At 65.0% G+C, this 26603-nt stretch carries 19 protein-coding genes and 1 pseudogene; 15 read left to right on the top strand and 5 right to left on the bottom strand.

Features of this window, described 5'->3' with window-relative positions; translation table 11 throughout:
• Positions 1 to 1960: 1960 nt before the first annotated feature.
• The 5 genes from trxA to ACIGJD_RS20415 form a co-directional block, all read right to left on the bottom strand.
• The gene (trxA, locus tag ACIGJD_RS20435) at positions 1961 to 2287 is read right to left on the bottom strand and encodes a thioredoxin (protein WP_110545201.1); all 327 of its coding nucleotides are present in this window, start codon (positions 2285 to 2287) and stop codon (positions 1961 to 1963) included.
• A 34-nt stretch (positions 2288 to 2321) separates the two neighbouring features.
• Positions 2322 to 3272, bottom strand: a complete 951-nt coding sequence (trxB, locus tag ACIGJD_RS20430) for a thioredoxin-disulfide reductase (RefSeq protein ID WP_483689553.1) — start codon at positions 3270 to 3272, stop codon at positions 2322 to 2324.
• A gap of 235 nt (positions 3273 to 3507) precedes the next feature.
• Positions 3508 to 5175, bottom strand: a complete 1668-nt coding sequence (locus ACIGJD_RS20425; RefSeq protein WP_483687727.1) for a discoidin domain-containing protein — start codon at positions 5173 to 5175, stop codon at positions 3508 to 3510.
• Between the two features lie 163 nt (positions 5176 to 5338).
• The gene (gene murJ / locus ACIGJD_RS20420; RefSeq protein ID WP_483687726.1) at positions 5339 to 7471 is read right to left on the bottom strand and encodes a murein biosynthesis integral membrane protein MurJ; all 2133 of its coding nucleotides are present in this window, start codon (positions 7469 to 7471) and stop codon (positions 5339 to 5341) included.
• A 60-nt stretch (positions 7472 to 7531) separates the two neighbouring features.
• Complete coding sequence (locus ACIGJD_RS20415) at positions 7532 to 8032, bottom strand: NUDIX hydrolase (RefSeq protein ID WP_142132013.1); 501 nt, start codon at positions 8030 to 8032, stop codon at positions 7532 to 7534.
• Positions 8033 to 8240: 208 nt separating this feature from the next.
• Between ACIGJD_RS20415 and ACIGJD_RS20410 the strand changes: the two genes are divergently transcribed.
• The 15 genes and pseudogenes from ACIGJD_RS20410 (at position 8241) to ACIGJD_RS20340 (ending at position 26449) form a co-directional block, all read left to right on the top strand.
• The gene (locus tag ACIGJD_RS20410; protein WP_483687725.1) at positions 8241 to 9749 is read left to right on the top strand and encodes a CCA tRNA nucleotidyltransferase; all 1509 of its coding nucleotides are present in this window, start codon (positions 8241 to 8243) and stop codon (positions 9747 to 9749) included.
• Positions 9746 to 10330: a histidine phosphatase family protein gene (locus tag ACIGJD_RS20405; protein WP_142132017.1), complete on the top strand. Its 585-nt coding sequence runs from the start codon at positions 9746 to 9748 to the stop codon at positions 10328 to 10330. The genes ACIGJD_RS20410 and ACIGJD_RS20405 overlap by 4 nt, the downstream gene beginning before the upstream one ends.
• Positions 10331 to 10485: 155 nt before the next feature.
• Positions 10486 to 10620, top strand: coding sequence for a hypothetical protein (locus ACIGJD_RS20400; RefSeq protein WP_483687724.1), 135 nt, complete (start codon positions 10486 to 10488; stop codon positions 10618 to 10620).
• Between the two features lie 351 nt (positions 10621 to 10971).
• A complete protein-coding gene (locus ACIGJD_RS20395) occupies positions 10972 to 11103 on the top strand; it encodes a hypothetical protein (RefSeq protein WP_483687723.1) in 132 nt (43 codons plus the stop codon).
• A gap of 64 nt (positions 11104 to 11167) precedes the next feature.
• Complete coding sequence (locus tag ACIGJD_RS20390) at positions 11168 to 12631, top strand: glycosyltransferase family 87 protein (RefSeq protein WP_483687722.1); 1464 nt, start codon at positions 11168 to 11170, stop codon at positions 12629 to 12631.
• Positions 12632 to 12643: 12 nt separating this feature from the next.
• Positions 12644 to 14086: a phytoene desaturase family protein gene (locus ACIGJD_RS20385; RefSeq protein ID WP_483687721.1), complete on the top strand. Its 1443-nt coding sequence runs from the start codon at positions 12644 to 12646 to the stop codon at positions 14084 to 14086.
• Between the two features lie 102 nt (positions 14087 to 14188).
• A complete protein-coding gene (locus ACIGJD_RS20380; protein ID WP_483687720.1) occupies positions 14189 to 16177 on the top strand; it encodes a penicillin-binding transpeptidase domain-containing protein in 1989 nt (662 codons plus the stop codon).
• A 25-nt stretch (positions 16178 to 16202) separates the two neighbouring features.
• On the top strand, positions 16203 to 17885 hold the full coding sequence (locus ACIGJD_RS20375) for an ABC-F family ATP-binding cassette domain-containing protein (RefSeq protein ID WP_483687719.1): 1683 nt from the start codon (positions 16203 to 16205) through the stop codon (positions 17883 to 17885).
• 52 nt (positions 17886 to 17937) lie between these two features.
• Positions 17938 to 18711 (top strand): DeoR/GlpR family DNA-binding transcription regulator, encoded by a 774-nt coding sequence (locus tag ACIGJD_RS20370; protein ID WP_483687718.1) that lies wholly within the window; start codon positions 17938 to 17940, stop codon positions 18709 to 18711.
• The gene (locus tag ACIGJD_RS20365; RefSeq protein WP_483687717.1) at positions 18708 to 19937 is read left to right on the top strand and encodes an MFS transporter; all 1230 of its coding nucleotides are present in this window, start codon (positions 18708 to 18710) and stop codon (positions 19935 to 19937) included. The genes ACIGJD_RS20370 and ACIGJD_RS20365 overlap by 4 nt, the downstream gene beginning before the upstream one ends.
• Before the next feature lie 22 nt (positions 19938 to 19959).
• A complete protein-coding gene (locus ACIGJD_RS20360; RefSeq protein WP_483687716.1) occupies positions 19960 to 21456 on the top strand; it encodes a phosphatase PAP2 family protein in 1497 nt (498 codons plus the stop codon).
• A gap of 179 nt (positions 21457 to 21635) precedes the next feature.
• Positions 21636 to 22558 (top strand): annotated as a pseudogene (locus ACIGJD_RS20355) (ABC transporter ATP-binding protein).
• On the top strand, positions 22558 to 23451 hold the full coding sequence (locus ACIGJD_RS20350) for an ABC transporter permease (protein ID WP_483687715.1): 894 nt from the start codon (positions 22558 to 22560) through the stop codon (positions 23449 to 23451). The pseudogene ACIGJD_RS20355 and the gene ACIGJD_RS20350 overlap by 1 nt, the downstream one beginning before the upstream one ends.
• A 270-nt stretch (positions 23452 to 23721) precedes the next feature.
• A complete protein-coding gene (locus ACIGJD_RS20345) occupies positions 23722 to 25125 on the top strand; it encodes an amino acid permease (protein WP_483687714.1) in 1404 nt (467 codons plus the stop codon).
• A gap of 22 nt (positions 25126 to 25147) precedes the next feature.
• Entirely contained in the window at positions 25148 to 26449 is a 1302-nt protein-coding gene (locus ACIGJD_RS20340; RefSeq protein WP_483687713.1) for a M18 family aminopeptidase, read from the top strand.
• Positions 26450 to 26603 lie beyond the last annotated feature (154 nt).

The following is a 26603-nucleotide window of genomic DNA, read 5'->3' as shown; positions in this document are numbered from 1 at the left end:
GAAGGGTATGTGGATAAAGGTGTGGATTGCGGGGCGGGCGCCTGTGGATAACCGTGGGGATAAACATCATGACCTGATTCAATTCGCGCGCGCCTTCCCCTGTCTTCCCCGTTCGTCGTCCCCCAAATATTGACGTTGGTAAGCGCATGGCCAACCCGCGGGTTCGGTGTGCGGCTGCCCAAGAGGTACCCCTTCACAACACGCCATTGCTGACAGCACCGACTGCTCATCACCACTTCGGGGAGCGAAGTACCTTTCGAGACCCAAGGGCAGTTTGGAAATTCGAAGGGCTCCCCTGAAGTCGCAACCCGCATCCGTTAAGCAAACGCCAGTCCATTCCTGCACCGATGTTCGCACCAGGCCCGCATCTATTCTTGATGGGATGCAGTGCCGTGCGGTGGGTGGTTCGTTTAAGAGCAATGGCTCCCATGCCGCCCTGAGGACGCCCAAGGATGCGCGTGTATAGGCTAAACCGTCCAGTGAGTTCACGTTTCGTCTTTGAGATACCTCTGTGCACGAAGCTGACAAGGGAGACTTTTCTGGGTCTGCTTCAACATCCCAAGGCAACATGGAACCCGTTCTTTTCACGGAAAGTGTGAGGACGACAAGCCGACGGTTTCACGTGAAACATTGCAAGTCGGTGCAGCTCTCCTGTTGAGAGGTTTCGTCGTACAACGGCCCTTGCCGTGACGTTGACTTTGCAGTCGTCCCGTCATTGCTCTAACTGTTTCACGTGAAACCGGGGAGGCGTGTGGCTCATATCTCGTACTGCCCGTCCCCACTAGATCGGGCAGCGGCCTCGGGTGGTCGACCCTCGGCGCGCTGCGCGCTTGAACCGACCAAGGCTCGCCTCGCGCGACGGCCCACATGGCCGCGTGACGGCGAGACGAACGCGCACGGGTGGCCCGCGGGCCAGGAGGCAGAGTGCAGCGGCTGGACGTTTCTGTGTCGCCCGTATGAGTAACCACCATGCTGCGCGCTAGTCATCGCTGTCCCATGCGGGCTCAGTGTGCATCAGGGTCTGTGCAACCTCGAGGTGGACGCACTATTCAGCTCTGGGGGAATTCTAAATGCTGCAACCCACGCAGCGGCCACCTACTGAAGATCGGCTTCGGTGTGACCGATACGGCATGTTTTTCTCTTCCTTCTTCCGCGAATTCGAGTTTCCGACGTGCCGGCTCTGCACGGCTATGGCTCTCTGACGCGCACGAATCACAATATGAATAGTTGTCGTGGAGCCACTCGGCCCTTTTGTTAGTGACGACGGTACATGCTGCACGGGTCCTGGTTTCGGGCATTGGCTCCCCGTACCTGTCCAGCAGCACGCCCTGGAAGGCGGCCCACAAGTGCCCAGCTGCTGGATACATGTGTAGCGCATATAGAAGCTAGATGGTGGGACTTCCTGCTACTGCTGGACTGAAGGACCAGGATGAGTGCGCACGGACCGTCGTTTCACGTGAAACACTTTCACCAGTGCCGGTAAGTGTAAAGCCACGTCCCTCGATAGGTCCATCGCTGAGCCTATGCCTTATCCCGGTCGTGGTGTCCTGTACAGAGTTTTGGCGGAGTGTAGGCCGAGTTCATTCTTGTAACGTACTCTGGCATTCTCTGCGGTCCTACCCGAGTGGCTTTGCCTGCTGCCGTCCTCTGCGGTCCTTACACATAGCCTGTGCAGACCTGCTGCCGATCCTGAGAAAACCTGCGGCGCAGCTGCTACTACTCGGGAGTATTGCCTGCGCCTGCTTCCGCTTCGCCTAATTGGTCGCACAAAATATACGGTTTCACGTGAAACATTGCCTTCCTATGACTACTTGCCCCGCAATGACAAGCGGATCAGCGGGGCTGCCCCATTTCCGCCCTATGGACTGACCTGAAAGCGGCGTATATAAAAAGAGCGGCCATCACCTTCATGGCGATGGCCGCTCTCCTACAAACCCATGTTCAGGATGGGCATTTGAGCTTAGGACAGAACGTCGGAAAATTCCTTCTCGAAGAACTGCTTGGGCTTGGCACCGATAACGGTGCTCTTCACCTCGCCACCCTGGAAGAGGTAGACGGCAGGAATGGAGGTGATTCCATATTCCGCAGCGATCGCGGGGTTGTCATCAACGTTTACCTTGACGACATCCACCTTTTCGCCGTATTCGACGGAAATTTCGTCCAGGATGGGGCCCAGCTTACGGCAGGGGCCGCACCATTCCGCCCAGAAATCCACGATTACCGGCTTCTCGGCCGACAAAACGTCGGTGCCGAAACTTGCGTCAGTTACATCTTTAGCGTTGCTCATAACCTATCTTTCTCTTCGGATAACAGGGCACGAATTATGCCGGCAGGTCTGCCAGGTAGTGTTCGACATCAATTGCTGCCACACAGCCGGAACCAGAGGCGGTGATGGCCTGGCGGTAGGTAGTGTCAACGACATCACCAGCAGCAAACACGCCGGGAAGGCTTGTCTTTGAGCTGCGACCCTCCACCGCGATGGTTCCTTCCGGAGTCAGGGCGAGCACGTTCTTGACGAGGTCGGTCCGCGGGTCGTTGCCGATTGCCACGAAGACACCTGTAACAGCGAGTTCTGACTCAGTGCCGTCAAGCAGGTTCTTCAACCGAAGGCCGGTGACCTTGTCAGTCCCCAGCACATCATCAACAGTGCTGTTCCAGATGAAACGGATCTTTTCGTGGGCCAGCGCGCGGTCGGCCATAATCTTGGAAGCCTTCAGCGTCTCGCGGCGGTGGACAACCGTCACTGATTTCGCAAACTTTGTAAGGAACAGGGCTTCTTCCATGGCAGAGTCGCCACCGCCAATGACCGCAATGTCCTGGTCCTTGAAAAAGAAACCATCACAGGTTGCACACCAGCTAACACCATGACCGGAGAGTCGTTTCTCATTGGGCAGCCCCAGCTCGCGGTATGCAGATCCGGTGGAGAGGATGACAGCCTTGGCCTTGAAGGTCTCCCCCGTGGCGATGGTGACCGTCTTGACGGGCCCCTCCAGTTCCAGAGCGATTACATCCTCAAACTGGATCTCCGTCCCAAAGCGGGCGGCTTGCTTCTCGAAGTTCTCCATCAGGTCCGGCCCCATGATCCCCTCGGGGAAGCCGGGATAGTTCTCCACGTCCGTGGTGTTCATCAGCTCGCCGCCGGCAGTCACCGACCCGGCCAAAAGCAGCGGCTTGAGGTCCGCCCGGGCGGTGTAGACGGCTGCCGTATAGCCCGCCGGACCCGAGCCCACAATGATGACGTCGCGAACGTCCGACGCCGTCTTCTCTTCCATGCTCACTGGACCGTGAACCTCTTCCTTGTTCGACTCGCCTCCCCGTGGAGGCCGGCCACATGGCACAACTGTGTCCGTGTGCTGAATATTCCAGCACCCCGGCAAAGCAAACCACCGGCAGGATGAAAGACCAGCCGTCGCAGGTAGGGCGCATTTTTCAGACTACATTCCCGCCCAGGCTGGCCCGCTCCCGGAGGTAACATGCGCAGTCGTGAAGCCCTTTCGGGCCTTCGCCTTACTGGACCTTGATCTCAGCCAGCCGGAGGCCGTAGCCGTAACGGGTCTTGGGAGCCGCAAGCTTGGGCAGTGAATTGATGGACACAATCACATACTGTGCCTGCACCGGCTCCGGGAGGGGCATGTTCAAGTCGGTGGATGTGAAGCTGCTGGTTCCAACCAGCTTGGCACCGTCCGTGGTGGGACGGTCACTGGTGTACACGCTGATGTTGCCGCCCGATCCCCCGAGCTGGGAGAGCGTGATGGAAGAGACGGTGGACTCGCTCTTCAGCTTCACCACGAGGGGAACACCCTGCGGGGCCAAGCCGCCCCAGTTCTCCGTGGCGAATTCCATGTCAGACCAGTAGCTTGCGGCATTGCCGTCGTACGCCTTGATCAAGTCGCCGTCGAACGTGGCGGCAAAGTCGAAGTTACCCTGCCGGCTGACACTCTCGATGACCGGCGGAACAACCGGGGGTTTTGAGGGGGCTGCCTGCGTTGCAGGAGCGGACGCCTGTGGCGCGGCGGTGGTGGCTGCCGGTGCAGCCGTTGGCTGCGCCTGCGGTTCAGAGGTGAAGAGGCTGCCCAGGTTGGTGACAGCAAAAATCAGGCCGGCGATCAGGACTACGGCCAGCAAACCCCCAACCAGCCAGCGCATGGAACGGGGCTGGTTTTGGGATTCATCCCGGTCATCGTCGTAGTCGTCCCGGTCAGCGAAGGCGACCCCGGCGGCAGCGGGAGCCGCCGCACGGGCGAACAGGGCAGACTTGCCCTTGACCGGCCGCGTTTCGTGCTGGTCTTCGTCAGCTTCCTCGTAGCGGTCCCGGTCCCCCGCCTGTGTGTAATCGTCCTCGGACCACAGGGAAACCTTCGGCTTGCGCTGCTCGGCCGCGGGCTGCGCCTGGGTGCTGCCGGCGGCCGCAGTGTCGGTGGGGCCCGTGTCCGCGTCGGCGGAGCCTTCGCGCCCAGTTGGCGAAGGGGCACGGTTGGCTACCGGCTGGGCGGCAGTGGCATCGGGGTCCACCCGGGAAGCTCCGGTCCCTGCCTTGGAAGCAGCGGCACCGGAAGCAGCGGCAGCACCAGCGACACCCGCGGCTGCACCGGCAGCTGCCCCGGCACCGCGATGGCCGTTGGAGGCGGGCTGCTGGGATGCGGGCTGCTGCGAAGGCTGCTGTGCGGCGGGACGAACGGAAGGCCGCGGCGGAACAGCGGGAGCGGCACGGTACGGATCAACCTGGCTGGGGTGCGAATCACCGTAGTTGATGTAGCCGGCCTCAACGTGGTCTTCCTCGTCGTACGGCTCGGGTTCGTGGGACCGCGGCTGGCCGAAGATTTCACTGCCCAGGGTGTCCGTGAAGAAGGGTTCAACGTAGGGCGGATTCGGGGTAACCACCAGGTCCAGCAGGTCAGCGGCAGATGTGTGGTTGGTGATCAGGTAGGTGGCGTCCTCTGTCACGCCAAGGTCCAGGACCTGCACGGTGCCCGGGCGTTCGCCGGTGGCCACTTCGCGGGCGCTCTGGGCAACCTGTTCCGTGTTATCGGGCCCGGCAACCAGGATGCTGACCGGGCGGTTGAGGACCTGGTCCACACCGTCCAGCACCAGATCGTGGTCATGCGAGGCCAACACTGTGGCGGTGACCTTGTAGCGGCCGCCCAGTACTGATCCGACATCGATCGGGTTGGACACGTGTTCCTCCTAGACTGTCCGGGATTGCCGGCCTCGATGACGCAACCGCCGTTCAGGCGCCGCGCACGGCCAACCCTGAATGCAACTACCCCTGTACCTGTTCGATCCTAGCCGATCCGCCCCCGGCGACCGCGGAGAAGACGGGCGCCGGGCCACACCCGGGTCACTTTTTACGCTTGCGCCGGCTGTTGAAATACGGGTTTTCGCCGGCTTTGCCCTGGTAGGTCCGGCGGCCGGGGAGCGGAATCTGTTCGCTGAGCAGGCCGCCACGGGCCGTGCCTGGCTGGTCCTCGCCCGGCAGGTAGCCTCCCTCGGCACCCTGCCGGGCGCCGCCGTCGTGCGTTTCCTGCCGGCGGACGCCCCGCTGCGGATCCGGTCCCGCACGGAAGGAGACGGCGTCGAACTCACCGGAGATCCGCGGGATGAGGCCGGTATCAACGGAGGTGGTGGCCCGTTCAGGTCGGTGCCCGGAGGAACCTTCAGCAGGAGCGGACGACGGCGCGTCCCCGGCTTCCGGGGCAGGGGCAGGGCCGCCGCGGCCAAGCCGTCCCAGCAGGGGCCGGAGCATGTCGCTGAGCTCGGAGACCCGGAACAGCCGCAGCAGCAGGAAGTAGACGGCCAGCATGACGGGTCCTGCCACGGCGACGGTCACCAGTGCCTGGAGGCGTCCGCTCCACGCGAAGCCGTCCGGGTTGTAGCTGCCCATCAGCCACAGGGCACCGGCGCCGGCAATGGCCGAACCCAGGGCCGCGTACCCCATGCGGATGTAGGAGTTGGCGATCCGCGGCCCGTCAAGGCTGCCCAGCATGCGCCGCAGGAAGAACGCGCTGATGACCACGGAGAGGATGTTGCCCACCATATAAAGGACGGCGATGGCGTAGATGATCCGGCCCACGGGCAGGAACTGGATGGCGAACGCACCGGCCACGTACACCACCGCGAGGAGCAGTTGCACGTAGAAGGGCGTGCGGGCGTCCTCGTTGGCGTAGAAGACGCGGGACATCATGAAGTTGGCGCTCATGAACGGCGTGCTGAGGGCCAGGATGGTGAGCGTCTGGGCCAGCATGACGCCGTCCTGGCGCAGTCCACCGGAGAAGAACATGCCCAGCGGACCGGCCAGGGCGAACAGCGCCAGGGCACCGAAAACGGTGGCCACTGCCATGGTCCGCAACCCGTGCGAGAGCGCATCGCGCAGCTCAGCGCGGTTGCCGTCCTGCGACGCCCGGGTCATCCGGTTGAACAGGACCGTGGCCAGGGACAGCGCGATGATGGAGTGCGGCAACAGGTAAAGCTGGCTGGCAACCTCGAGGACGGCGTTGCCGGGAAGGGTGGAGGCGGACGGGTCCCCCGCCTCCTGCAGCCGGATGCGTTCGGCGCCGGGGATGGTGGCAATGCGCATCACGTACAGGAATGCGAGCTGCCCGACGGCGGCCGTCAGCAGCGTCCAGATACTCAGCCGGGCAGCGTGGCCCAGTCCCACGCCCCGCCACCCGAACCGCGGACGGAGTCCGAGCTTGAGGCGGAAGACCGGAACCAGCAGGATGGCGGTCTGTGACAGCACGCCGATGGTGGAGAACCCGGCTATCAGCAGGGTCTGCGTGGGCCCCCAGTTGTCCAGGCTGTGGGGATTGACTTCGTTGCGCCCAAAGATCCAAATAAACATGGCCAGGCCGGCGATCGCCACCACGTTGTTCAGGATGGGCGCCCACATGGCTGGGCCGAACTTGCCGTTGGCGTTCAGCACCTGGGTGAGCAGGGCATAAAGGCCGTAGAAGAAGATCTGCGGCAGGCACCAGAACGCGAACGTGACCGCCAGGGCCTTTTGCTGCGGCGAGTAGCCCTGGGTGGTCAGCTCGATCACCGCGGGGGCTGCCAGGGTAACCAGTGCCGTCAGGCCGAACAGGAGCAGGACAGCCAGCGTCAGCAGCCGGCTGATGTAATCCGCTCCCCTGTCCGGAGCCTTGCTGGCCTTGATGATCTGCGGGACCAGCACGGCATTGAACACGCCGCCGGCCACCAGCAGGAAGATCAGGTTGGGCAGGTTGTTGGCGTTGATGAAGGTGTCATTGACCGTTGAGCCAAGGCCCAGTGCAGTACCCAGCATCCAGGTCTTGCCGAAGCCCAGGAAGCGCGACACGAGCGTGCCCGCAGCCATGATGGCACTGGAACGCGTCTCGCTGACGCCCGCCGCTGCGGGCTGGTCGATGTCCGGCGCGGCCGGCTCGGGGGGCACGCCATCGGGTGCCGCATCATCGGGCCGGCCGGACCGGTCGGAAGGAAAGTTGGTAGCTGACATCGACTTCATCGTCTCACCCGCGGGCACTTAACACCGCAATGACGACGGCGGCGTCCGGGCTTAGAGGTGTCCCGGCAGGACTTCGCGGGCGAGGTCGGCGATGCGGCGTTCGTTGGGGAAGGACAGCTTCCGTGCCAGCTCCTGGATGGGCACCCAGGCGACGTCCACGGCCTCCTGGTCCGGATCGTTCTCGATGGTGAGCTCGCCGCCGGTGGCGCGCAGGAGGTAGTGGTGCACGGTCTTGTGCACCCGGTGCCCGCTGACGGTGAACCAGTAGTCGATGCTGCCCAGCGGGGCCAGGATGACGCCCTCGATGCCGGTTTCCTCGGCAATTTCCCGGACCGCAGCCTCTTCGTTGTTTTCCTTGCCCTCCGGATGGCCCTTCGGCAGGCACCACTCCAGCCGGCCGCCCCGGTTAAGGCGGGCGATAATCGCCACCCTCAGTTCGGCGTCGGACGTGTCCACCACGACGCCGCCGGCAGAGACTTCCTCAACCGTAGGCAGCGACGCCGGTGCCGACTGCTGGGCAGGGGCAACGTGCGCCCCGATTGCCGATGGCAACGGTGCGTTCGTCCTCCTGCCTGGAGCGCTCGGTACTGGATGGGCCATGGAGTCCACTCTAACGACTGTTGCCCTCCGGTGATGACCGGAACATGACACCAACATGGACGGGATATGACGTAGTTTCTGCCGGGGAACGCCAACCAGCGCGGATCCGGATGTTTTTTTGGACTGCCGCGGCTCTGGTTTCTGCCAAGCTTAAGGAACTATGTCGCACGCACATCACAAGATTGATACCCACACTGTCGACTTCAAGGTGGATCCGGTGGTCCTGGAGCTCGGGCAGCGCTTCGTGGACGCCGGCCACGAGTTGTCCCTTGTGGGCGGGCCCGTGCGCGACCTGTTCCTTGGCCGGACTTCCCCCGATCTGGACTTCACCACCGACGCCACACCTGACCAGACCGTGGCCCTGATCAAGAAGTGGGCCGACAACTTCTGGGAGATCGGCAAGGCCTTCGGCACCATCGGCATGCGCAAGGCCGGTTTCCAGATTGAGATCACCACCTACCGGGCGGAGGCCTACGATCCGGATTCCCGGAAGCCCGTGGTGGCGTTCGGCTCCTCCCTGACCGATGACCTGCTGCGCCGCGACTTCACCATCAATGCCATGGCGCTGAAGCTGCCGTCCATGGAACTGGTGGATCCTTTCGGCGGCGTTCGCGACCTCCATGCCTCCCTGCTGGCCACACCCGGTTCGCCGGAGGCCTCCTTCTCCGACGATCCACTGCGGATGATGCGCGCCGCCCGGTTTGCCGCCCAGCTGGGGGTCTCGGTCCGCGATGACGTCCGGGAGGCAATGGCCAACATGGCGGACCGGATCAAGATTATTTCCGCCGAGCGGGTGCGCGACGAACTGGTGAAGATGGTGTGCGGCGCCCGGCCGCGGACAGGCATCGACCTCCTGGTGGACACGGGGCTGGCGGAACATGTGCTGCCCGAGGTTTCCGCCCTCCGCCTCGAATCCGACGAGCACCACCGGCACAAGGACGTCTATCAGCACTCCCTGCAGGTTCTGGAGCAGGCGGCCGGGCTTGAAACCGACGCGGAAGGTCCTGTGCCCGGCCCGGACTTCGTGCTGCGCTTTGCAGCATTAATGCACGACGTCGGCAAGCCGGCTACGCGACGCTTCGAACCGGGCGGCGCGGTGAGCTTCCGGCACCACGACATGGTGGGCGCCAAGCTCACCACCAAAAGGATGAAGGCGCTGCGGTTCGACAATGACACCACCAAGGCCGTGGCGCGGCTGGTGGAACTCCACATGCGCTTCTACGGCTACGGCGATGCCGGCTGGAGCGACTCAGCTGTGCGGCGCTACGTCACCGACGCCGGCCCCCTGCTGGAACGGCTGCACCGGCTCACCCGATCCGACGTCACCACCCGCAACCAGCGCAAGGCCGACCGGCTGTCCTTCGCCTACGACGATCTCGAAGAACGGATCGCCGCACTCCGTGAACAGGAATCCCTGGACGCAGTCCGCCCGGACCTGGACGGGGCGGCGATCATGGCCCTCCTGGAGCTCAAGCCGGGGCCCGTGGTAGGCCGCGCGTACAAGTTCCTCCTTAATGAGCGCATGGAACACGGGCCGCTGCCCACAGAGGAAGCGGAGGCGCGCCTGCTCCGCTGGTGGGCCCAACAGCCTGAATCCGCACCTGCCGTGCCCGGGGCAGAAGCCTCTCCCGCCGTCGTCGAACCTTCATCCGTTGAGGAGTCCAAGTGACCAATTCCGCCTTTGCCCCGCGCCCGCAGCTCTGGATCCTCCGCCACGGTGAGACCGAATGGTCCAAGAGCGGGCAGTACACCGGCCTGACCGACCTTCCGCTGACGGTGGAAGGCGAGCAGCAGGCCGTGGAGGCCCGCAAGGTGCTGGACGGCGTCGACTTTGACCTTGTACTCACCTCTCCGCTGCGGCGTGCCCGGCGGACGGCTGAGCTGGCCGGTTTCCCCGACGCCCGGCACGAGCCGCTCGCGGTTGAATGGAACTACGGCGACTATGAGGGCATCAGCTCGGACCTGATCCGCAAGGACAACCCCGATTACCTGATTTGGACCCACGGGGTGCCCAACGGTGAAACGCTGGACGAGGTGGCCGCGCGGGCGGACAAGATCATCGGCCGGATCCTTGAATCCGGCATGGACAACGTGCTGATCGTGGCACACGGGCATTTCTCCCGGATCCTCACAGCGCGCTGGCTGGAATTGCCGCCCACCGAGGGCCGGCACTTTATCCTGGGAACCGCCAAGGTGTGCACTTTGGGATGGGATAAAAAGACGCCCGCTATTGTGCGCTGGGGCCTGTAAACCTTCGTTTTTATTAGTTTCTGATCTTTTCCGGGAAATTGCTGGCATTTTGCTGATTCCTGCGGTAGCTTTATTCCTGACCCCACGGTGATCTGCCCGGGTCGAAGACCGCATCGCACCCTACGCAGCGGACAGCAGAAAAGGAGGTTGGGAAAATGATGACTTTGACTGGCGAATGGAATGCCTCCGTCAATGCGTTCCCGGCCTTTGCTGATGATGCACGCGTAGCCCCGGTCACCTCCGGTTCCCGCCGTACACCAGCCTTTCCGGGCTGGCTGCGGCGCCGCTAACCGGTACCTGCATCGGCGTCCCTGCGGGACTCCTTTCACGGCTTCGGCCACGGCACTTGGCCTGCCCGGAACGCTGCGCTTCTTCACTGACTTCCCGGACCAGCTTCCGGCATAGCCACTGCTCTTTGGTCGAATAAGCCCTGCTCGGAGAGCTTTGCATTCGGCTTTGTGTGGTTTCGCCTCAGCTTCTCCATGGTCAGGCACCCTTAATTGCGCTTTCTTGTGCAATTGTGACTAATCCCTTTTGTGGAATTTAGCGCGCCCTTATTTATGTGTTTCTTTGCGCCATAAAGCGGCGCTAATTCGCCATGCCCTTTTGCACCTGACGATCAATGAAAGGAGGTGGTTCGCTTGATGCGAGTGATCATGGGACTCCTGTCCCGCCCCCTGCAGCGCCGCAGTTCCTTCAACGTCGCCCTGCTGGAGCAGCACCGGAATGATGTTTTCCTGCTCATGCACCAGCAGCTGGGCGGCCTGCGCTGACAGCCGGCCCCGATCCTGCCGGACACTGATCTCCTGGGACGGGGCCGCCTGTAAGCTCGATTGCATGCACGAGACCCAGCCGCCGGAGGAAGCACGACGGCCACGAATCGTCGTGCCCAGCCGGAGCGATGACCTGCTGCGGAATTTCACGGAGGTGCTCGGCGGCCCGCTGGGGGCCCGGACCGATCCCGGTGTGGTCTCCCCCGGCATCTTCACCGTGGAGCGGGTGCTGGTGGTCCTCACTGCGATGGCAGCCCTGGTGGGGATCCTGCTGAAGGGATACTGCAGGGTCAACGGCTGGGAGACTCCCACACAATTCTACGCCACCTGCTATTCGGACTTCCCCGAGCTGTTCCGGAACCGTGGCATGGCAGCGGGGGTCTTCCCCATCCTGGGCAGCGGCAGCCAGTTCGAATACCCCGTGCTCATAGGACTCATCGCAGGGGTCACGGCCTGGCTGGTGCCCGGCGGAGACCCCAATGCCATGGCCCTGGCCTACTTTGACACTAACGCTGTGCTGCTGGCGGCGGTGGCCATGGTCACCGTGGTGGTGGTTGCGCGCATGCCCGGCCGCCGCCCCTGGGACGCGGCCATGGTGGCCCTGGCCCCCGGAATCGTGCTGGCCGGCACCATTAACTGGGACCTATGGGCTGCCTGCCTGCTTGCCGTGGGCATGTACTTTTTCGCCCGGAACCGGCTTGTCCTTGCCGGGGTGCTGATTGGGCTGGCCACAGCAACCAAGCTGTATCCGGTGCTGGTACTCGGAGCCATCCTGCTGCTCGCCATCCGGTCAGGTAAATGGCGGCCGCTGTTGGTGACCGGCGGCAGTGCAGCCGCCACGTGCCTGTTGGTCAATCTGCCGTTCGCGGCGGTGAACCCCTCCGGCTGGGCCTTTTTCTTCCAGTACAGCGCCGATCGGGGCGCCGGCTACAGTTCCCCCTGGTTCGCCTACAATCTGGTGGCGGGCAGGCTGGGCTGGTCCGGGCTCGGTGCCGACGGCGTCAGTATCCTGTCTGCCGGGTTGTTTGCGCTGGCCTGTGCCGGGATCGGCCTTGCAGCCCTTGCCGCGCCCCGCCGTCCCCGCATAGCCCAGTTGGCGTTCCTGATCGTCGCGGCCTTCATCCTCACCAGCAAGGTCTATTCGCCCCAATACGTGGTGTGGTTGATTCCGCTGCTGGCGCTGGCCCGGCCGCGGTGGCGCGACTTCCTGGTGTGGCAGGGCATCGAAGCCCTGCATTGGGCCGCGATCTGGATGTACCTTGGACAGGTGACCAGCGCAGGTGCCTCCCAGCACAACCTGGACATGCCGTATTACGTCCTCGCCGTTGTCGCGCACATGGCCGCGGTGGCGTACCTCATGGCACGCGTCACCTGGGATATCTACAACCCCGTCTACGACCCCATCCGCCGGCACCACCTTGATGATCCGCACGGAGGGCCTTTCGCGGACGCACCAGACCGGTTCCGGTGGCGCATCCGGCGCGGCTCCGCTTCGCCCCTCCCTTCCCAAGCTTCGCCCTCACTTTGAAAGCAAGGTCCCATGGTTGATGTTGCGGTAGTTGGCTCCGGCCCGAACGGGCTCTCGGCAGCAGCGGTCATGGCACGCGCCGGGCTGTCGGTGGAGGTCTTCGAGGCCGCACCGAAGATCGGCGGAGGCACGCGGACCACCGAGTTGATGCAGCCCGGCCACTTCCATGACGTCTGCTCCGCGGTGCATCCGATGGCCGTTGCTTCACCCTTCTTCCGCGCCTTCGAGCTGCCCCGGAGGGTGGACCTGATCACCCCGGACGTGTCTTTCGGGTCTCCACTGGAGGGGGGCCGCGCGGCGTTGGCCTACAAATCCCTCGACAAGACCGCGGAGGTACTTGGGCAGGACGGTCCGGCGTACCGGAGGCTCATGGAACCGCTGGTCCGCCATATCGACGACGTCATGGAGTTCACCCAGAACCAGCTCCTCCGGATCCCGCGAAACCCGCTTGTGGCCGGCATTTACGGGCTGCGGACCATGGAGCAGGGAACCGGGCTCTGGAACCTCCGGTTCCGGGACGAGCTTGCCCCGGCCCTGCTCAGCGGGGTGGCGGCGCACGCCATTTCGCACTTGCCGTCCCTGGCCGCGTCCGGGGCCGGCCTCATGCTTGGCGCCCTGGGGCATGCAGGTGGATGGCCCATCCCCCGCGGCGGTTCTGCCGCGATAGCGGCAGCACTGGCTGATGACATCCGCGCCCATGGAGGCGTGATCCATACCGGGACACCGATAGACCGGCTGCAGCAGCTTCCGGCTGCCCGGGCCACCCTGCTGGACGTGGCACCCCGGGGACTCCTGGACATGGCAGGGGAATCACTTCCTGGCCACTACCGGCGGGCACTGGAGCGCTTCCGCTACGGCAACGGCTCCTGCAAAGTGGACTTCATCCTGTCCGGGCCCGTGCCGTGGCAGGCCAGCGGACTTTCCGAATCCGGTACTGTCCACGTGGGCGGCACGCGGGCGGAACTGGCGAGATCGGAAAACGAGGTCAGCGCCGGACGCCACCCCGACCGGCCCTACGTGCTCGTGGCCCAGCCATCCTGTTTCGACTCCAGCCGCGCCCCTGCCGGGCGGCACACCCTCTGGACCTACTGTCACGTGCCCGCCGGCTCGACAAAGGACATGACCAACCACATTGTGTCCCAGCTGGAACGGTTCGCTCCGGGCTTCCGCGACCTGGTGGTGGAATCGCACGTCATCACCGCAGCGGAGCTGGCTGAGTACAACCGCAACTACATCGGGGGTGACTTCAGTGCCGGCATCATGGACGTCCGGGGGCTTATCCAGAAGCCCGTGGTCTCCCCCGTCCCGTGGCGTACGCCGCTGCTGGGCGTCTACCTCTGCTCATCGTCAACGCCACCGGGGCCGGGGGTGACAGGCATGCCGGGGATGCATGCGGCAAAGCACGCCCTTAAGGATGTCTTCAAGCTGCCGGTCCCGGACCTGGGACTCGCCTAGGCCCAAAGGCCGGCCTGGGCGTGGTTGCGACGGGCGCTTGTTACGCCATGCCTTTCATCTCCGGTGGCGCTGCAGGTGGGCGGCCCGGGGGATAATGGCGCGATGGGGAAATCAACAAAACTTTCGCTTGCCGTAGCTGCGCTCATCCTCGGAACCTCGCTGGTGGCCTGCGATGACGGAAAGTCCGGGGCGGAAGCCGCCGTTCAACAACTGGCCAGCGCGGTCTCGGCCCTGGATGTAGGGGCCGTGGCCTTTGAGGGCAAGGACGCTGCAGCGGCCAACGACCAGCTCCACCAGGTCTTCGCGGCCTTGGATCCGCAGAAGCCGCAGGTCCAGGCAGGCGCGCTCACGCTCGACGGCGATAAGGCCTCTGCCCCGCTGAATTACACCTGGAAGTTTGGCGAGGCCGAGTGGAAGTACACCATTGCGGCGAACTTCAAGAAGTCCGGCGACAAGTGGCTCACCGTCTGGGACCCTGCCCTGCTGGCACCGGGCCTTGCGGACAGCGAGATCGTGACCAAGGGCTCCCAGTCGCCTAAACGTGCGGACATCCTGGGTGCCGGTGACGTCCCGCTGGTGACCTACCGCCCCGTGGTGAACGTGGGCATCGACAAGCCCCAACTGGGGGGCGCAGACCCGGCCGATTCCGCCGGCAAGCTTGCTGCCCTGGTGGGCGTGGATCCTGCCGCCTACGTGCAGCAGGTCAAGGCCGCCGGTGAACAGGCCTTTGTTTCCGCGATCACCCTGCGGGAAGAGGGCCGGACCATCTCCGACCAGCAGATCCAGGCCATCCCGGGTGCACGGGGCATCCCGGCATCGATCCCGCTGGCCCCCAGCCGTACGTTTGCCCGTGCCGTGCTGGGCTCGGTGGGCGAAGCCTCCGCAGAGCAGATTGAGGCCTCGGAAGGCAAGCTGGCTGCAGGCGACGTCACCGGCATCGGCGGTCTCCAGCAGCAGTACGATCAACAGCTCCGCGGCTCAGACGCCGTCGTCATCCGCGCACAGCGGGCCGACCTGACCCGCGAACAGATACAGTCGGCCGGCACCGACCCCCGCCGCGTCCTGTTCCAGGTGGACCCCAAGCCCGGGACACCACTGAAAACCACCCTCGATCCCCGGCTGCAGACGCTGGCGGAGAGCACATTGGAGGGGGTCAAACCGGCATCGGCCATCGTGGCCCTGCGTCCCTCCACCGGCGCTGTCCTGGCTGCTGCATCCGGACCGGGCAGCAACGGCTACAACACCGCCATGCTGGGACAGTATGCGCCGGGTTCCATCTTCAAGATGGTGGATTCCCTGGCGATGTTCCGCAACGGCATGACGCCGGATTCCACCGTCCAGTGCACTCCCACGCTCAACGTTGATGGACGGACCTTCAAAAATTCCGAAGGCTACCCCGAAACCTCGCTGGGTGCTGTCACCCTGCGGGACGCTTTTGCGCACTCCTGCAACACGGCCTTCATTTCCCAGCGGGACTCTGTGACCCAGGGCCAGCTTGAAGCCGCCGCCACGTCCATGGGCGTTGCGGTGGAAGCGCCAAAACTTGGCGCCGAAGCTTTCCTGGGCTCCGTGCCCGGCCAGGCCCAGGGCACCGAACACGCGGCTTCAATGATTGGGCAGGGCAAGGTGCTGCTGTCCCCGCTGGCCGCGGCAATCATGGCCGGGTCGGTCGCCAAGGGCGCCCCGGTTTCGGCGCAGCTGGTCCTCAATCCCGACGCCGGCGCTCCCGCCGCCGGAACCACGGCAGGGTCCACCGCGCCGGCAGCCGAACCGAGCGCCACCGCCACGGCCGAGGCGCCATCCACGGCGTCGGACAAACCCATCACCGCAGCCGAGGCGGCATCGCTCGCAGACATGATGCGCGCCGTCGTCACCTCCGGCCACGCTGGATTCCTCTCCAGCGTCCCCGGCGCACCGGTGGGAGCCAAGACGGGAACCGCCGAGTTCGGAACCGAGAACCCGCCCAAGACCCACGCCTGGATCGTGGCCGTCCACGGTGACCTGGCTGTGGCCGTGTTCGTGGAGGACGGCGGCCTGGGCGCCACCACCTCCGGTCCGCTGCTGAAGCAGTTCCTCACCGCCGCCGGCTAGGAAGCGGCATGGGAGGATTGACGGTGTGGCCCATATTGACGTTTCCGGCATCGACTACTTCCTCTCCGACGGCACCCAGCTGCTGAACGGGGTCACCTTCAAGGTCCCGGACGGCACCAAGACCGCCCTGATTGGTCCCAACGGCACCGGCAAGACCACGCTGTTCCGGATCATTGCCGGGGACCTGGTTCCGGACGAGGGCGTGGTGGGCCGCTCCGGGTCCATGGGCATCATGCGCCAGTTCGTGGGCCAGGTGCGGGACGGCTCCACGGTCCGTGACCTCCTGGTGTCTGCCGCTCCCCCGGCGCTGGCGGCTGCTGCCCGCGAGGTTGATGAGGCCGAGCTGGCCATGATGGAGCACGACGACGAGCCCACCCAGATGCGGTACGCCCAGGCCATCGTGGATTGGGGGGACGCCGGAGGCTACGACGTCGAAACCGTCTGGGACGAGGTCTGCATGGCCGCGCTGGGACTGCCCTATGACCGCGCGCAGCACCGCCCGGCGTCGACCCTTTCCGGTGGCGAGCAGAAGCGGCTGGTACTGGAGGCACTGTTTGCCGGCCCGGACGATCTCCTGCTCCTGGACGAGCCGGACAACTATCTGGACGTCCCGGGGAAGCGCTGGCTTGAGGAAAAGCTGAACGACTCCAGGAAGACTGTCTTCTTCATCAGCCACGACCGCGAGCTGCTCAACAACGCCGCTGGCCGCATCGTCACCCTTGAACCGGGCATCAACGGCGCCGCGGCCTGGATCCACGGCGGCGGCTTCGGCTCCTACGTGGAGGCGCGCGCGGACCGGAACGCGCGCTTCGAGGAACTCCGCAAACGCTGGGACGAGGAGCACATCAAGCTCAAGGAACTCGTCAACATGTACAAGAACAAGGCCGCTTTCCGTTCCGACATGGCCAACCGCTACCACGCTGCCCAAACCCGGCTGGCCAAGTTCCTTGAAGTTGGGCCGCCCGAGGCCCTGCCCATCGAGCAGAACGTCCAGATGCGGCTCAAGGGCGGCCGGACCGCCAAGCGCGCCATCGTGGCGGAGCGGCTGGAACTGACCGGCCTGATGAAACCGTTCTCCACCGAGGTATGGTTCGGCGACCGCGTGGGTGTGCTTGGATCCAACGGCTCGGGCAAGTCGCACTTCCTGCGGCTGCTGGCCACCGGCGGCACGGATCCCGAACGCGAGCACCTGCCCGTCTCGGATGTGCAGATCGCGGAGGTGCCGCATGAAGGGACCGTGAAGCTCGGTGCCCGGATCCGGCCGGGCTTCTTCGCGCAGACCCATGTCCGGCCCGACCTCCTGGGCAAGACCCTGCTGGAGATCCTGCACCGTGGGGACGAGCACCGGTCCGGCCTGGGCCGCGAAGCCGCCGCCGGAGCCCTGGACGGTTACGGCCTGGCGGGGCAGTCGGAGCAGAAGTACGAGTCCCTCTCCGGCGGCCAGCAGGCTCGGTTCCAGATCCTGCTCCTGCAGCTCAGCGGTGCCACCCTGCTCCTGCTGGACGAGCCCACGGACAACCTGGACCTGCATTCGGCCGAGGCCCTGGAACGCGCAATCGACCACTTCGAGGGAACCGTCCTGGCGGTCACGCATGACCGCTGGTTCGCGCGGACCTTCGACCGGTTCCTGGTGTTCGGCTCGGATGGAAAAGTGTACGAGTCCGCGGAGCCAGTGTGGGATGAGCAAAGGGTTGACCGCGTCCGCTGAGACGTTCGTCTTTTCTTGTGAGCAAATGATCAAAATTTGATAGCATTTGATCATGAAGACGGATGAGCGGCACCGGACTATTGCCGAAATCCTCCGGCAACAGTCTGAAGCGAGCGTTGAACAGCTGATGCTGGCTTGCGGTGCGTCCGGCGCCACCATCCGACGCGACCTGGAGATCCTGGCCGGCCATGGCGTCCTCCGCAGGGTCCACGGCGGTGCCAGGAGCCTGATTGGACAGGGGCAGAACCCCGGCTACGGGCAGCGCGAGCTGGAGGACCGGGACGCCAAGGCGCGCATAGCGGCTGCTGTGGCGGGCCTGTTGGCCGAGCGGGAACACGTGTGGCTGGACAGCGGAAGCACGGCAACTGAGGTGGCGCGGGCCGTGGCAGGCCGGGAGCTGACCCTGATGCCCATGTCCCTCCAGGCCCTCAACGCGGCAACCGGGGGCGACGGAGGTGCGGGGGCCCGGCCTGGGTTGTTGCTGCCGGGCGGGAGCGTAGTGCCCGGCGAACTTTGTTTCCGCGGGCCCCTTGCCGAATCCAATATCCGGTCCCTGCGGTTTGATACCGCCGTGATTACCCCCTGCGCAGTGGACTTCAAGGACGGCCTGCTGGCCCACGACCTGGACGATGCAGCAGTCAAGAGAGCAGGGCTGGAATCGGCAGCACGGGTGGTGGTGGCGGCCTCGGCGGCAAAGTGGCAGGCCAGCGCGCGGGCACTCGTGGCCGGCCTGGACCGCGTGGACATCATCGTCACTGACCGGCAATTCGGTGCACAGGACAAGGCAGGACTCGAAAAATACTCAGTGGAAGTAGTGAGCGTATGAGCACCAACACCGGGATGGAACAGCACGCAGGACTGAAAGCTGCCGCCGCAGCCACGTTCGTGGTCTTCGGCATCAACGGGCTTGTTTTCGCCAGTTGGGCGGCCAGGATTCCAGCCGTGACCCAGACGCTGCAGATCACGTCCGGCCAAATGGGCACCCTGCTGCTGTGCACGGCCATCGGCTCCCTGCTCGCGCTGCCCACTGCCGGATTGGTGGTGGGCCGGATCGGTACCGCCAACACCGTGCGCTTTGCGGGCCTGCTGGCGGCGGCGGCAGGCGTGGGCATAGCGATGTCCCTTTCGTCGACCTCCATCCCCGGTACGGCGGTGTCGCTGTTCTTTTTCGGCATCGGCATCGGGCTGTGGGACGTTGCGCAGAATATTGAAGGTGCAGACGTGGAGCACAAACTGCGGCGGACCATCATGCCGCAGTTCCATGCGGCCTTCAGCGGCGGCGCGTTCGTGGGTGCCCTCGTGGGCGCCGGGCTGTCCACCCTGGGCGTGGACCTTCCGCTGCATCTCCTGGTGATCGCCGCCGTGGTGGTCGTTGTGGCCCTGGCGGTGCCACGCTATTTCCTCCCCCACCTGGCAACAGCCATTGTGGAGGGGGCTCCGAAGCCTGCCAAAGGTCCGTCCGCCTGGCGGGACAGCCGCACGCTGCTGATCGGTGTGGTGGTGCTGGGCGCCACGCTCACGGAGGGGGCCGGAAACGACTGGATTGCCAAGGCATCCGTGGACGGCCTTGCCACCTCAGAATCCACCGGCGCCCTCATGTTCGCCCTGTTCGTCCTGGCCATGACGGCCATGCGCTTCCTGGGCGGCCGTGTCATCGATAAGTATGGACGGGTTGCCGTGCTGCGGGCCAGCATGGCGGCGGCAGCTGCGGGCCTGGGACTCTTTGTGCTGGCAGCCGACATTTGGCTGGCAGGCATTGGTGCGGCCCTCTGGGGTGTGGGCGCCGCCCTCGCCTTCCCGATGGGGATGTCCGCGGCATCCGACGACCCGCAACACTCAGCGGCGCGCGTTTCTGTTGTATCCACTTTGGGGTATATATCATTCCTGGCTGGACCGCCGCTGCTTGGCTACCTGGGTGACCTCACCGGGATCCATACCGCCCTGCTGGCGATCATGGCACCGATTTTGGTGGCTCTGCTGCTGGCAGGTGCGGCCCGGCCGCTGCAGTTTGAAGTGGAGCCCGCAGTGCAGGAGGCAACTGAACGGGAATAGCCGTTGGGGTTAGGGTGATCACATGCAAAGCAGCAGGCCAAGGGGCCGGACCTGGATCAGCCGCCTGGATAGATACCTTTTGAGGCATGTTTCCGACCTGCCGGGCGGTAACCACGACGTCTTCTTCCGGCGGCTTTCCGCCTCAGCCAACCAGGGCAGGCTCTGGATCGGGGCGGCTGCGGTGATGGCGCTCTTCCCGGGCAAGACGAGGAGGGCCGCCCTGCACGGCCTGATTGCCCAGGGGACGGCTTCGGCCGTGACCAACATGGTCTTCAAGACACTGCTCCCCCGGACCCGTCCGCTTCCTGAACATTTGCCGGTCTTCCGCTTCGTACATCCCCAGCCCACCAGTTCCTCCATGCCCTCCGGCCATTCAGCATCTGCCGTAGCGTTCGCCGTAGGAGTGGGTTTGGTCCGCCCCGCCCTGGGCGCGGCATTGGCCCCCGCTGCCCTGGGGGTGGCCTACTCGAGGGTTCACACCGGTGCGCACTGGCCCTCCGACGTTCTGTTCGGTTCAGCCCTCGGGGCAGGTGCTGCCCTGGTAACGCGCCACTGGTGGCCTGTCCGCCCGCCCATCCCGCAGACCACCCGGGCATGGACCAATGCGCCCGAACTGCCTGGCGGTGAAGGCCTCAGCATCGTGGTCAACACCCTGGGCGGCTCCTTCAAGGAGGAGACAGCGGCTGCCTTGCAGGAAGTATTTCCCAGAGCGCATATAAATACCGTGCAGCCTGACGAGGATCTGGTGCGGCGAATCGCCGCCACCGCCGACTTGCCTGGTACCCGTGCCCTGGGCGTATGGGGCGGGGACGGAACCGTGGGCGCCGCGGCCGCTGCCGCCGTCGAACGCTCTCTGCCCTTGCTGGTCCTCCCCGGCGGTACCCTGAACCACTTTGCCCGGGATACGGGAACGGGGAGCCTGAAGGACGCGGTGCGGGCGGCGGGCAACGGTGAAGCCGCGCTGGCAGACATCGGAGTGGTCACCGCGGAGCGGGGCCTGGCCGGGAACCCGGAGGTATCCGAGGTGGCCATGCTGAACACCTCGAGCATCGGCCTCTACCCGAACTTTGTCCGGCGGCGGGAGCACCTGCAGCCTGCGCTCGGAAAACCGCTGGCCGGCGTGGCTGCCATGTTCAGAACCTTTGCGGCGGGTACGCCCACCACGATCACCGTGGATGGGAAGCGGCACAAGGTATGGATCGCCTACCTGGGCCGGGGCCGCTACTACCCCCGTGACCACGCCCCCTTGATCCGGCCCGTCATGGACGACGGCGTGCTGGATGTCCGGTTGATCACCGCCGATGAGTCCTTTGCAAGGCTGCGCCTGCTCTGGTCCGTGCTCACCGGCACTGTGGCAAGCTCCCGGATCACCCATCTGCGGGAGGCCACGCAGGTCAGGATCGACGCGGATGGCGCCCCCATGGCTCTGGCAGTGGACGGAGAGGCCCTGGCCGGAGTCCGAAGCGTGGCCTACAAGGTCCGGCCCAGAGCCCTGACGTACTACTCACCACGGCCCTGAGCGGGCGGAAGTCCCCGGCCAGGCGGACCCCTCCGGACAGGGAGGGCGCGGGAGGACCCTGATTCTCCCCTGAATCATCCCTGATTCGGGGCGATAAGCTGCCGCACCTCGGTAGCGTGGGGCGTGAACACCCACCGAAAACCGTCTGCAGCCGAGCGCTGCCGTCCAAAGGATGATTCATGATCGAGGCAAACGGGCTGACCAAGGTCTATGGCGCCAAAACCGCTGTGGCCGGTGTCAGTTTCACCGTGAAGGCAGGGCAAGTCACCGGCTTTTTGGGGCCCAACGGGGCAGGAAAGTCCACCACCATGCGCATGATCATGGGACTGGACCGGCCCACGTCCGGGTCTGTCACGGTGAACGGCCTGCCATACGTCCGGCACAAGGCGCCACTGCGGCAGGTGGGTGCCCTGCTTGACGCCAAAGCGGTCCACACGAGCCGCAGCGCCTACAACCACCTGCTGGCCATGGCGGCCACACACAGCATTCCCAAGGCCCGGGTGCACGAGGTGATCGAAATGACCGGGCTGGAGGCGGTGGCCCGCAAGAAGGCCGGCGGTTTTTCACTCGGCATGGGCCAGCGGCTGGGTATCGCGGCCGCCCTGCTGGGGGACCCGCAGACCCTCATCCTGGACGAACCGGTCAACGGCCTGGACCCCGAGGGCGTGGTGTGGGTGCGGAACCTGGTGCGGTACCTTGCCGGGCAGGGTCGCACGGTGTTCCTGTCGAGCCACCTGATGAGCGAGATGGCGCAGACTGCCGACCACCTGATCGTCATTGGCCGCGGCCAGGTGATTGCCGATGCCCCCATCAAGGACATCATCACCGGCAAGGGGCAGTCACGGGTCCGCGTCCGCACCGACCAGCCTGACCGGCTTCATCAACTGCTTACCCAACGGGCGCCGCCATTGACGTGCCGGAACGGGAGCTGCTCGAAGTAACGGGCCTGGAGCCCAAAACTATTGCGGCAGCCGCCCTGGAAAACCAGATCATGGTCTATGAACTCACGCCCCTCGTGGCCAGCCTCGAGGAGGCCTACATGGAACTGACCAAGGACGACGTCGAATACCACTCCCTGCCCGCCGCGGAGGTCAGCAAGTAATGAGTTCCACAACCACTGAAGCCATGTCCTCCCGCGAACCGGCGCAGTCCCCCGCCGGACCAGCCTCCCGCAACGCCGGACGGTCCCTTCCCGGCCCCACCTTTTTCCGGGTCCTCAACTCGGAACTCATTAAATTCCGGAGCCTTCTCTCCACCCTGATCCTGCTCGCCTCCACGGCAGTGGTCATGGTGGGATTCGGCGCGCTGTCCGCGTGGGGAACGGGCCAGTTCACAGACGCTGCCACCCGGGATCCGCAGGCGGCCGCGCGGATGGCATCCCAGGGCGGGGATCTTGCCATCAGCGCACCCACATCAGGTATCGCCTTCGCACAACTGATCCTGGGGTCGCTGGGTGTGCTCCTGATGAGTTCGGAGTTCACCACGGGGATGGCCCGGTCCACCTTCGCAGCCGTGCCCAAGCGGATCCCCGCATTCGCCGCCAAGCTGGTGGTGGTGATGGTGACGTCCTTCGTGGTCACCGCCGTGTCCACATGGGTGGCCGGGCTGGTGGCCGTGCCCATCCTGGACAACTACGGCCTGAAACTGGACCTGGGCAGTTCCCAGTCGGTGAAGCTCCTCCTGGTCAACAGCATCTATGTGGCCGCGGTCGCCGCCATCGGCATGGCCCTGGGCACGCTGCTTCGGAATTCCGCCGGTGGCATCATGAGCCTGGTGGGCATCTTCTTCGTGGCACCCCTTGCCTTCCAGCTCATTCCCGGGGATTTCTTCAAGGAAGCCCGAAAGTACCTGCCCGGAAACACCGTTGAGCCGCTGACGGCTGTCCAGCACGTTCCGGACACCCTTGAAGCGTGGCAGGCAGGGCTGGTCCTCGGCGCCTGGGTGGTGGTTCCCGTCCTGCTGGCTGCCGTCCTGCTGAAACGCCGGGACGTCTAAGCCGCCGGGTCCTTTCCCGGCCGCGCGGCCGGGGGCGCGTGGTTTCCGGCACATGACAAATATGCCTGTCAGGAAACTTTTCTTGCCTTTGATGGTTCCTGCTTGGAGCCCCGTCCTGTTGCCTGGAGTCAGATCTGTTGGACTGCACAAAGCAGGGCGGATAATGGCGGACCTAGGGTGAAACGACGATGTGGTGCATCACACGGTCCGCCGGTGTCCACCAAGGCACGTCGCTCAACCCATGCTATTTCCCAACAGGACGGCGCTTCCATGCATGCTGACCAGCAACTTTCAAAGTCCCTGAAACCAAGGCACCTGTCCATGATCGCCATCGCCGGCGTGATTGGCGCAGGCCTTTTCGTCGGCTCGGGGGCGGCCATCCAGCAGGCCGGCCCCGGCATCCTCATCGCTTACGCGGCCGCAGGCCTGGTGGTGATCCTGGTGATGCGCATGTTGGGGGAGATGGCCGCCGCCAACCCTGAAACAGGCTCGTTCTCAACCTACGCGGACAAGGCCCTCGGCCGCTGGGCAGGGTTCAGCATTGGCTGGCTCTACGCGTGGTTCTGGATCATCGTCCTGGGAATTGAAGCCACGGCCGGCGCGGCCATCATGCACCGCTGGGTGCCCGGCATCGACCAGTGGGTGTGGGCCCTTGCCCTCATGGTGCTGCTGACGCTGACCAACCTCGGTTCCGTGAAGTCGTACGGCGAGTTCGAATTCTGGTTCGCGTCCATCAAGGTTGCCGCCATCGTCCTGTTCCTCCTCTTCGGTGCAGCCGCCATCCTGGGGCTCATCCCGGGCGTCCCCGCACCGGGCCTGAGCAACCTGATCAACAACGGCGGCTTTATGCCCAATGGTCCGGGTGCCGTCCTGGCAGGCATCCTTGTGGTGGTCTTCTCCTTCTTCGGCGCTGAGATCGCCACCATCGCAGCGGGCGAATCAGAGAACCCGGTGGATGCCGTGAAGAAGGCAGTGAAATCCACCGTGTGGCGCATCCTGGTCTTCTACATCGGCTCCATCGCCGTGGTGGTCACCCTGCTCCCGTGGAACTCCGCCTCTGTGGCAAAGAGCCCTTACGTGGCCGTCATCGAACTGTTCGGCATCCCCGGCGCCGGAACCATCATGGACGTCGTAGTCCTCACTTCCGTGCTTTCCTGCCTGAACTCCGGCCTCTACACGGCCAGCCGCATGCTGTTCTCCCTCTCCACCCGCGGCGACGCACCGCGCTCCTGGACCCGCATCTCCAGCCGGGGAGTTCCCGCTGCTGCCGTCCTTGCCTCCACCGTGGTGGGGTTCATTACCGTCGGCCTGAACTACATCGCACCGGACACCGTCTTCCTCTTCCTGGTGAACACCTCGGGCGCCATTGCCCTGTTCGTATGGCTGGTCATATCAGCCTCGCAGCTGGTCCTCCGCCGCCGTATGGGAGCCGCGGCCAAGGACCTGCAGCTGAAGATGTGGCTGTTCCCGTACCTCACCTGGGCAGCGATCATCAGCATCGTGGCCCTGCTCATCGGCATGGTGATCGTGGAATCCACCCGGGAATCGCTGCTGCTCTCCCTGGCCCTGGCCGCCGTGGTCGTAGTGGTCGGCGTGCTCCGCTACCGGCGCAACGGCGCTGCCGCCAGCCAGCCGGCCGTGGCAGCCGAACCCACAGCGGCGCCTGCCGAGTAGGCACGGCACTAGACTCGGGACCATGCCTTTGCCTTCCTCTGCTGCAGACCACATCCAGGACCTTGGCGCCTATGTCAGCGCGTCGCCGTCGAGCTTCCACGCCGCGCACGAAGGCGGCCGGCGGCTGGAAGAGGCCGGGTTCACCCGCCTGGATGAGCTGCAGCAGTGGGAGGGCGGGCCGGGCCGGTTCTTCATCATCAGGGACGGTGCACTGATTGCGTGGGTGGTCCCCGAAGGCGCGGGGCCAACCACGGGGTTCAACATCCTGGGGGCGCACACCGATTCACCGTCGTTCAAGCTCAAGCCCAAACCGACCACCGGCGCCTACGGCTGGCTTCAGGCCGGAGTGGAAATCTACGGCGGACCACTGCTGAATTCCTGGCTGGACCGCGAGCTCCGGCTCGCGGGCCGGCTGGTAATGCTCGACGGCACCGAGCACCTCACGGCCACCGGCGCGTTGCTCCGTTTCCCGCAGCTGGCCATCCACCTGGACCGGGCCGTGAATGAGGGACTTACCCTCGACAAGCAGCGGCACATGAACCCGGTGTGGGGGCTGGGGAACCCAACGGATTCGGACCTGCTGGGTGTGCTGGCAGCTGCGGTTCCCGGCGCCTCCGTCGACCCGGAACAGATCGGCGGGTACGACGTCGTCATCGCAGACACACAGGAGCCTGCGGTTTTCGGGGGCAACGGGGAGTTCTTCGCATCAGGGCGGCTGGACAACCTTTCGGCCACGCACGCCGGGCTTGCTGCGCTGGTTGCCCACGCGGGTTCCGGAGATGCCGGCGGCCCCATTGCCGTCCTCGCCGCGTTCGACCACGAGGAAATCGGCTCCAACTCCCGCTCCGGCGCGTGCGGACCCATCCTTGAAGACGTGCTGGTGCGCATCTCCGACGGCCTGGGCGCAACGGCGGGCCAGCGGCGGCAGGCCCTGGCGGCGTCGTTCTGCCTCTCTGCCGACGCAGGGCACGCGGTGCATCCGAACTATCCGGAGCGGCACGATCCCGCCAACCATCCAGTGCTGAACGGCGGCCCGCTCCTGAAGATCAATGCCAACCAGCGTTACGCCACGGACGCGTATGGCGCCGCCTTCTGGGCACGGCTGTGCCGCGAGGCCGGCGTGCCGTACCAGGAGTTCGTGTCCAACAACGTGGTGCCGTGCGGCTCCACCATCGGTCCGCTCACGGCCACCCGCCTGGGCATCCGTACGGTGGACGTGGGTGTGCCGCTGCTGTCCATGCACTCCGCGCGTGAGTTGTGCGGGGTGGAGGATCCCCTGCGCCTGGCCGCCGTGGCGGAGCTGTTCTTCGGGACCGCCGCGTAGTTTTCTCCTTTTTGCGGCACCACAAACGTCCGTGCGGGTAGCCACATGCCCGGCCTGAAGGCCTAGAGAGGGCGCTGCACCCTGCCTACGGTTGAAAATGCGGAGGAACGTCCGCTGTGAGCCAACCGAGCATGGAGCCGAATATGCTGTTCGA

The sequence above is a fragment of the Arthrobacter sp. E1SS-5 genome, assembly GCF_057073715.1.
This window is presented reverse-complemented; position numbering and strand designations above follow the sequence as displayed.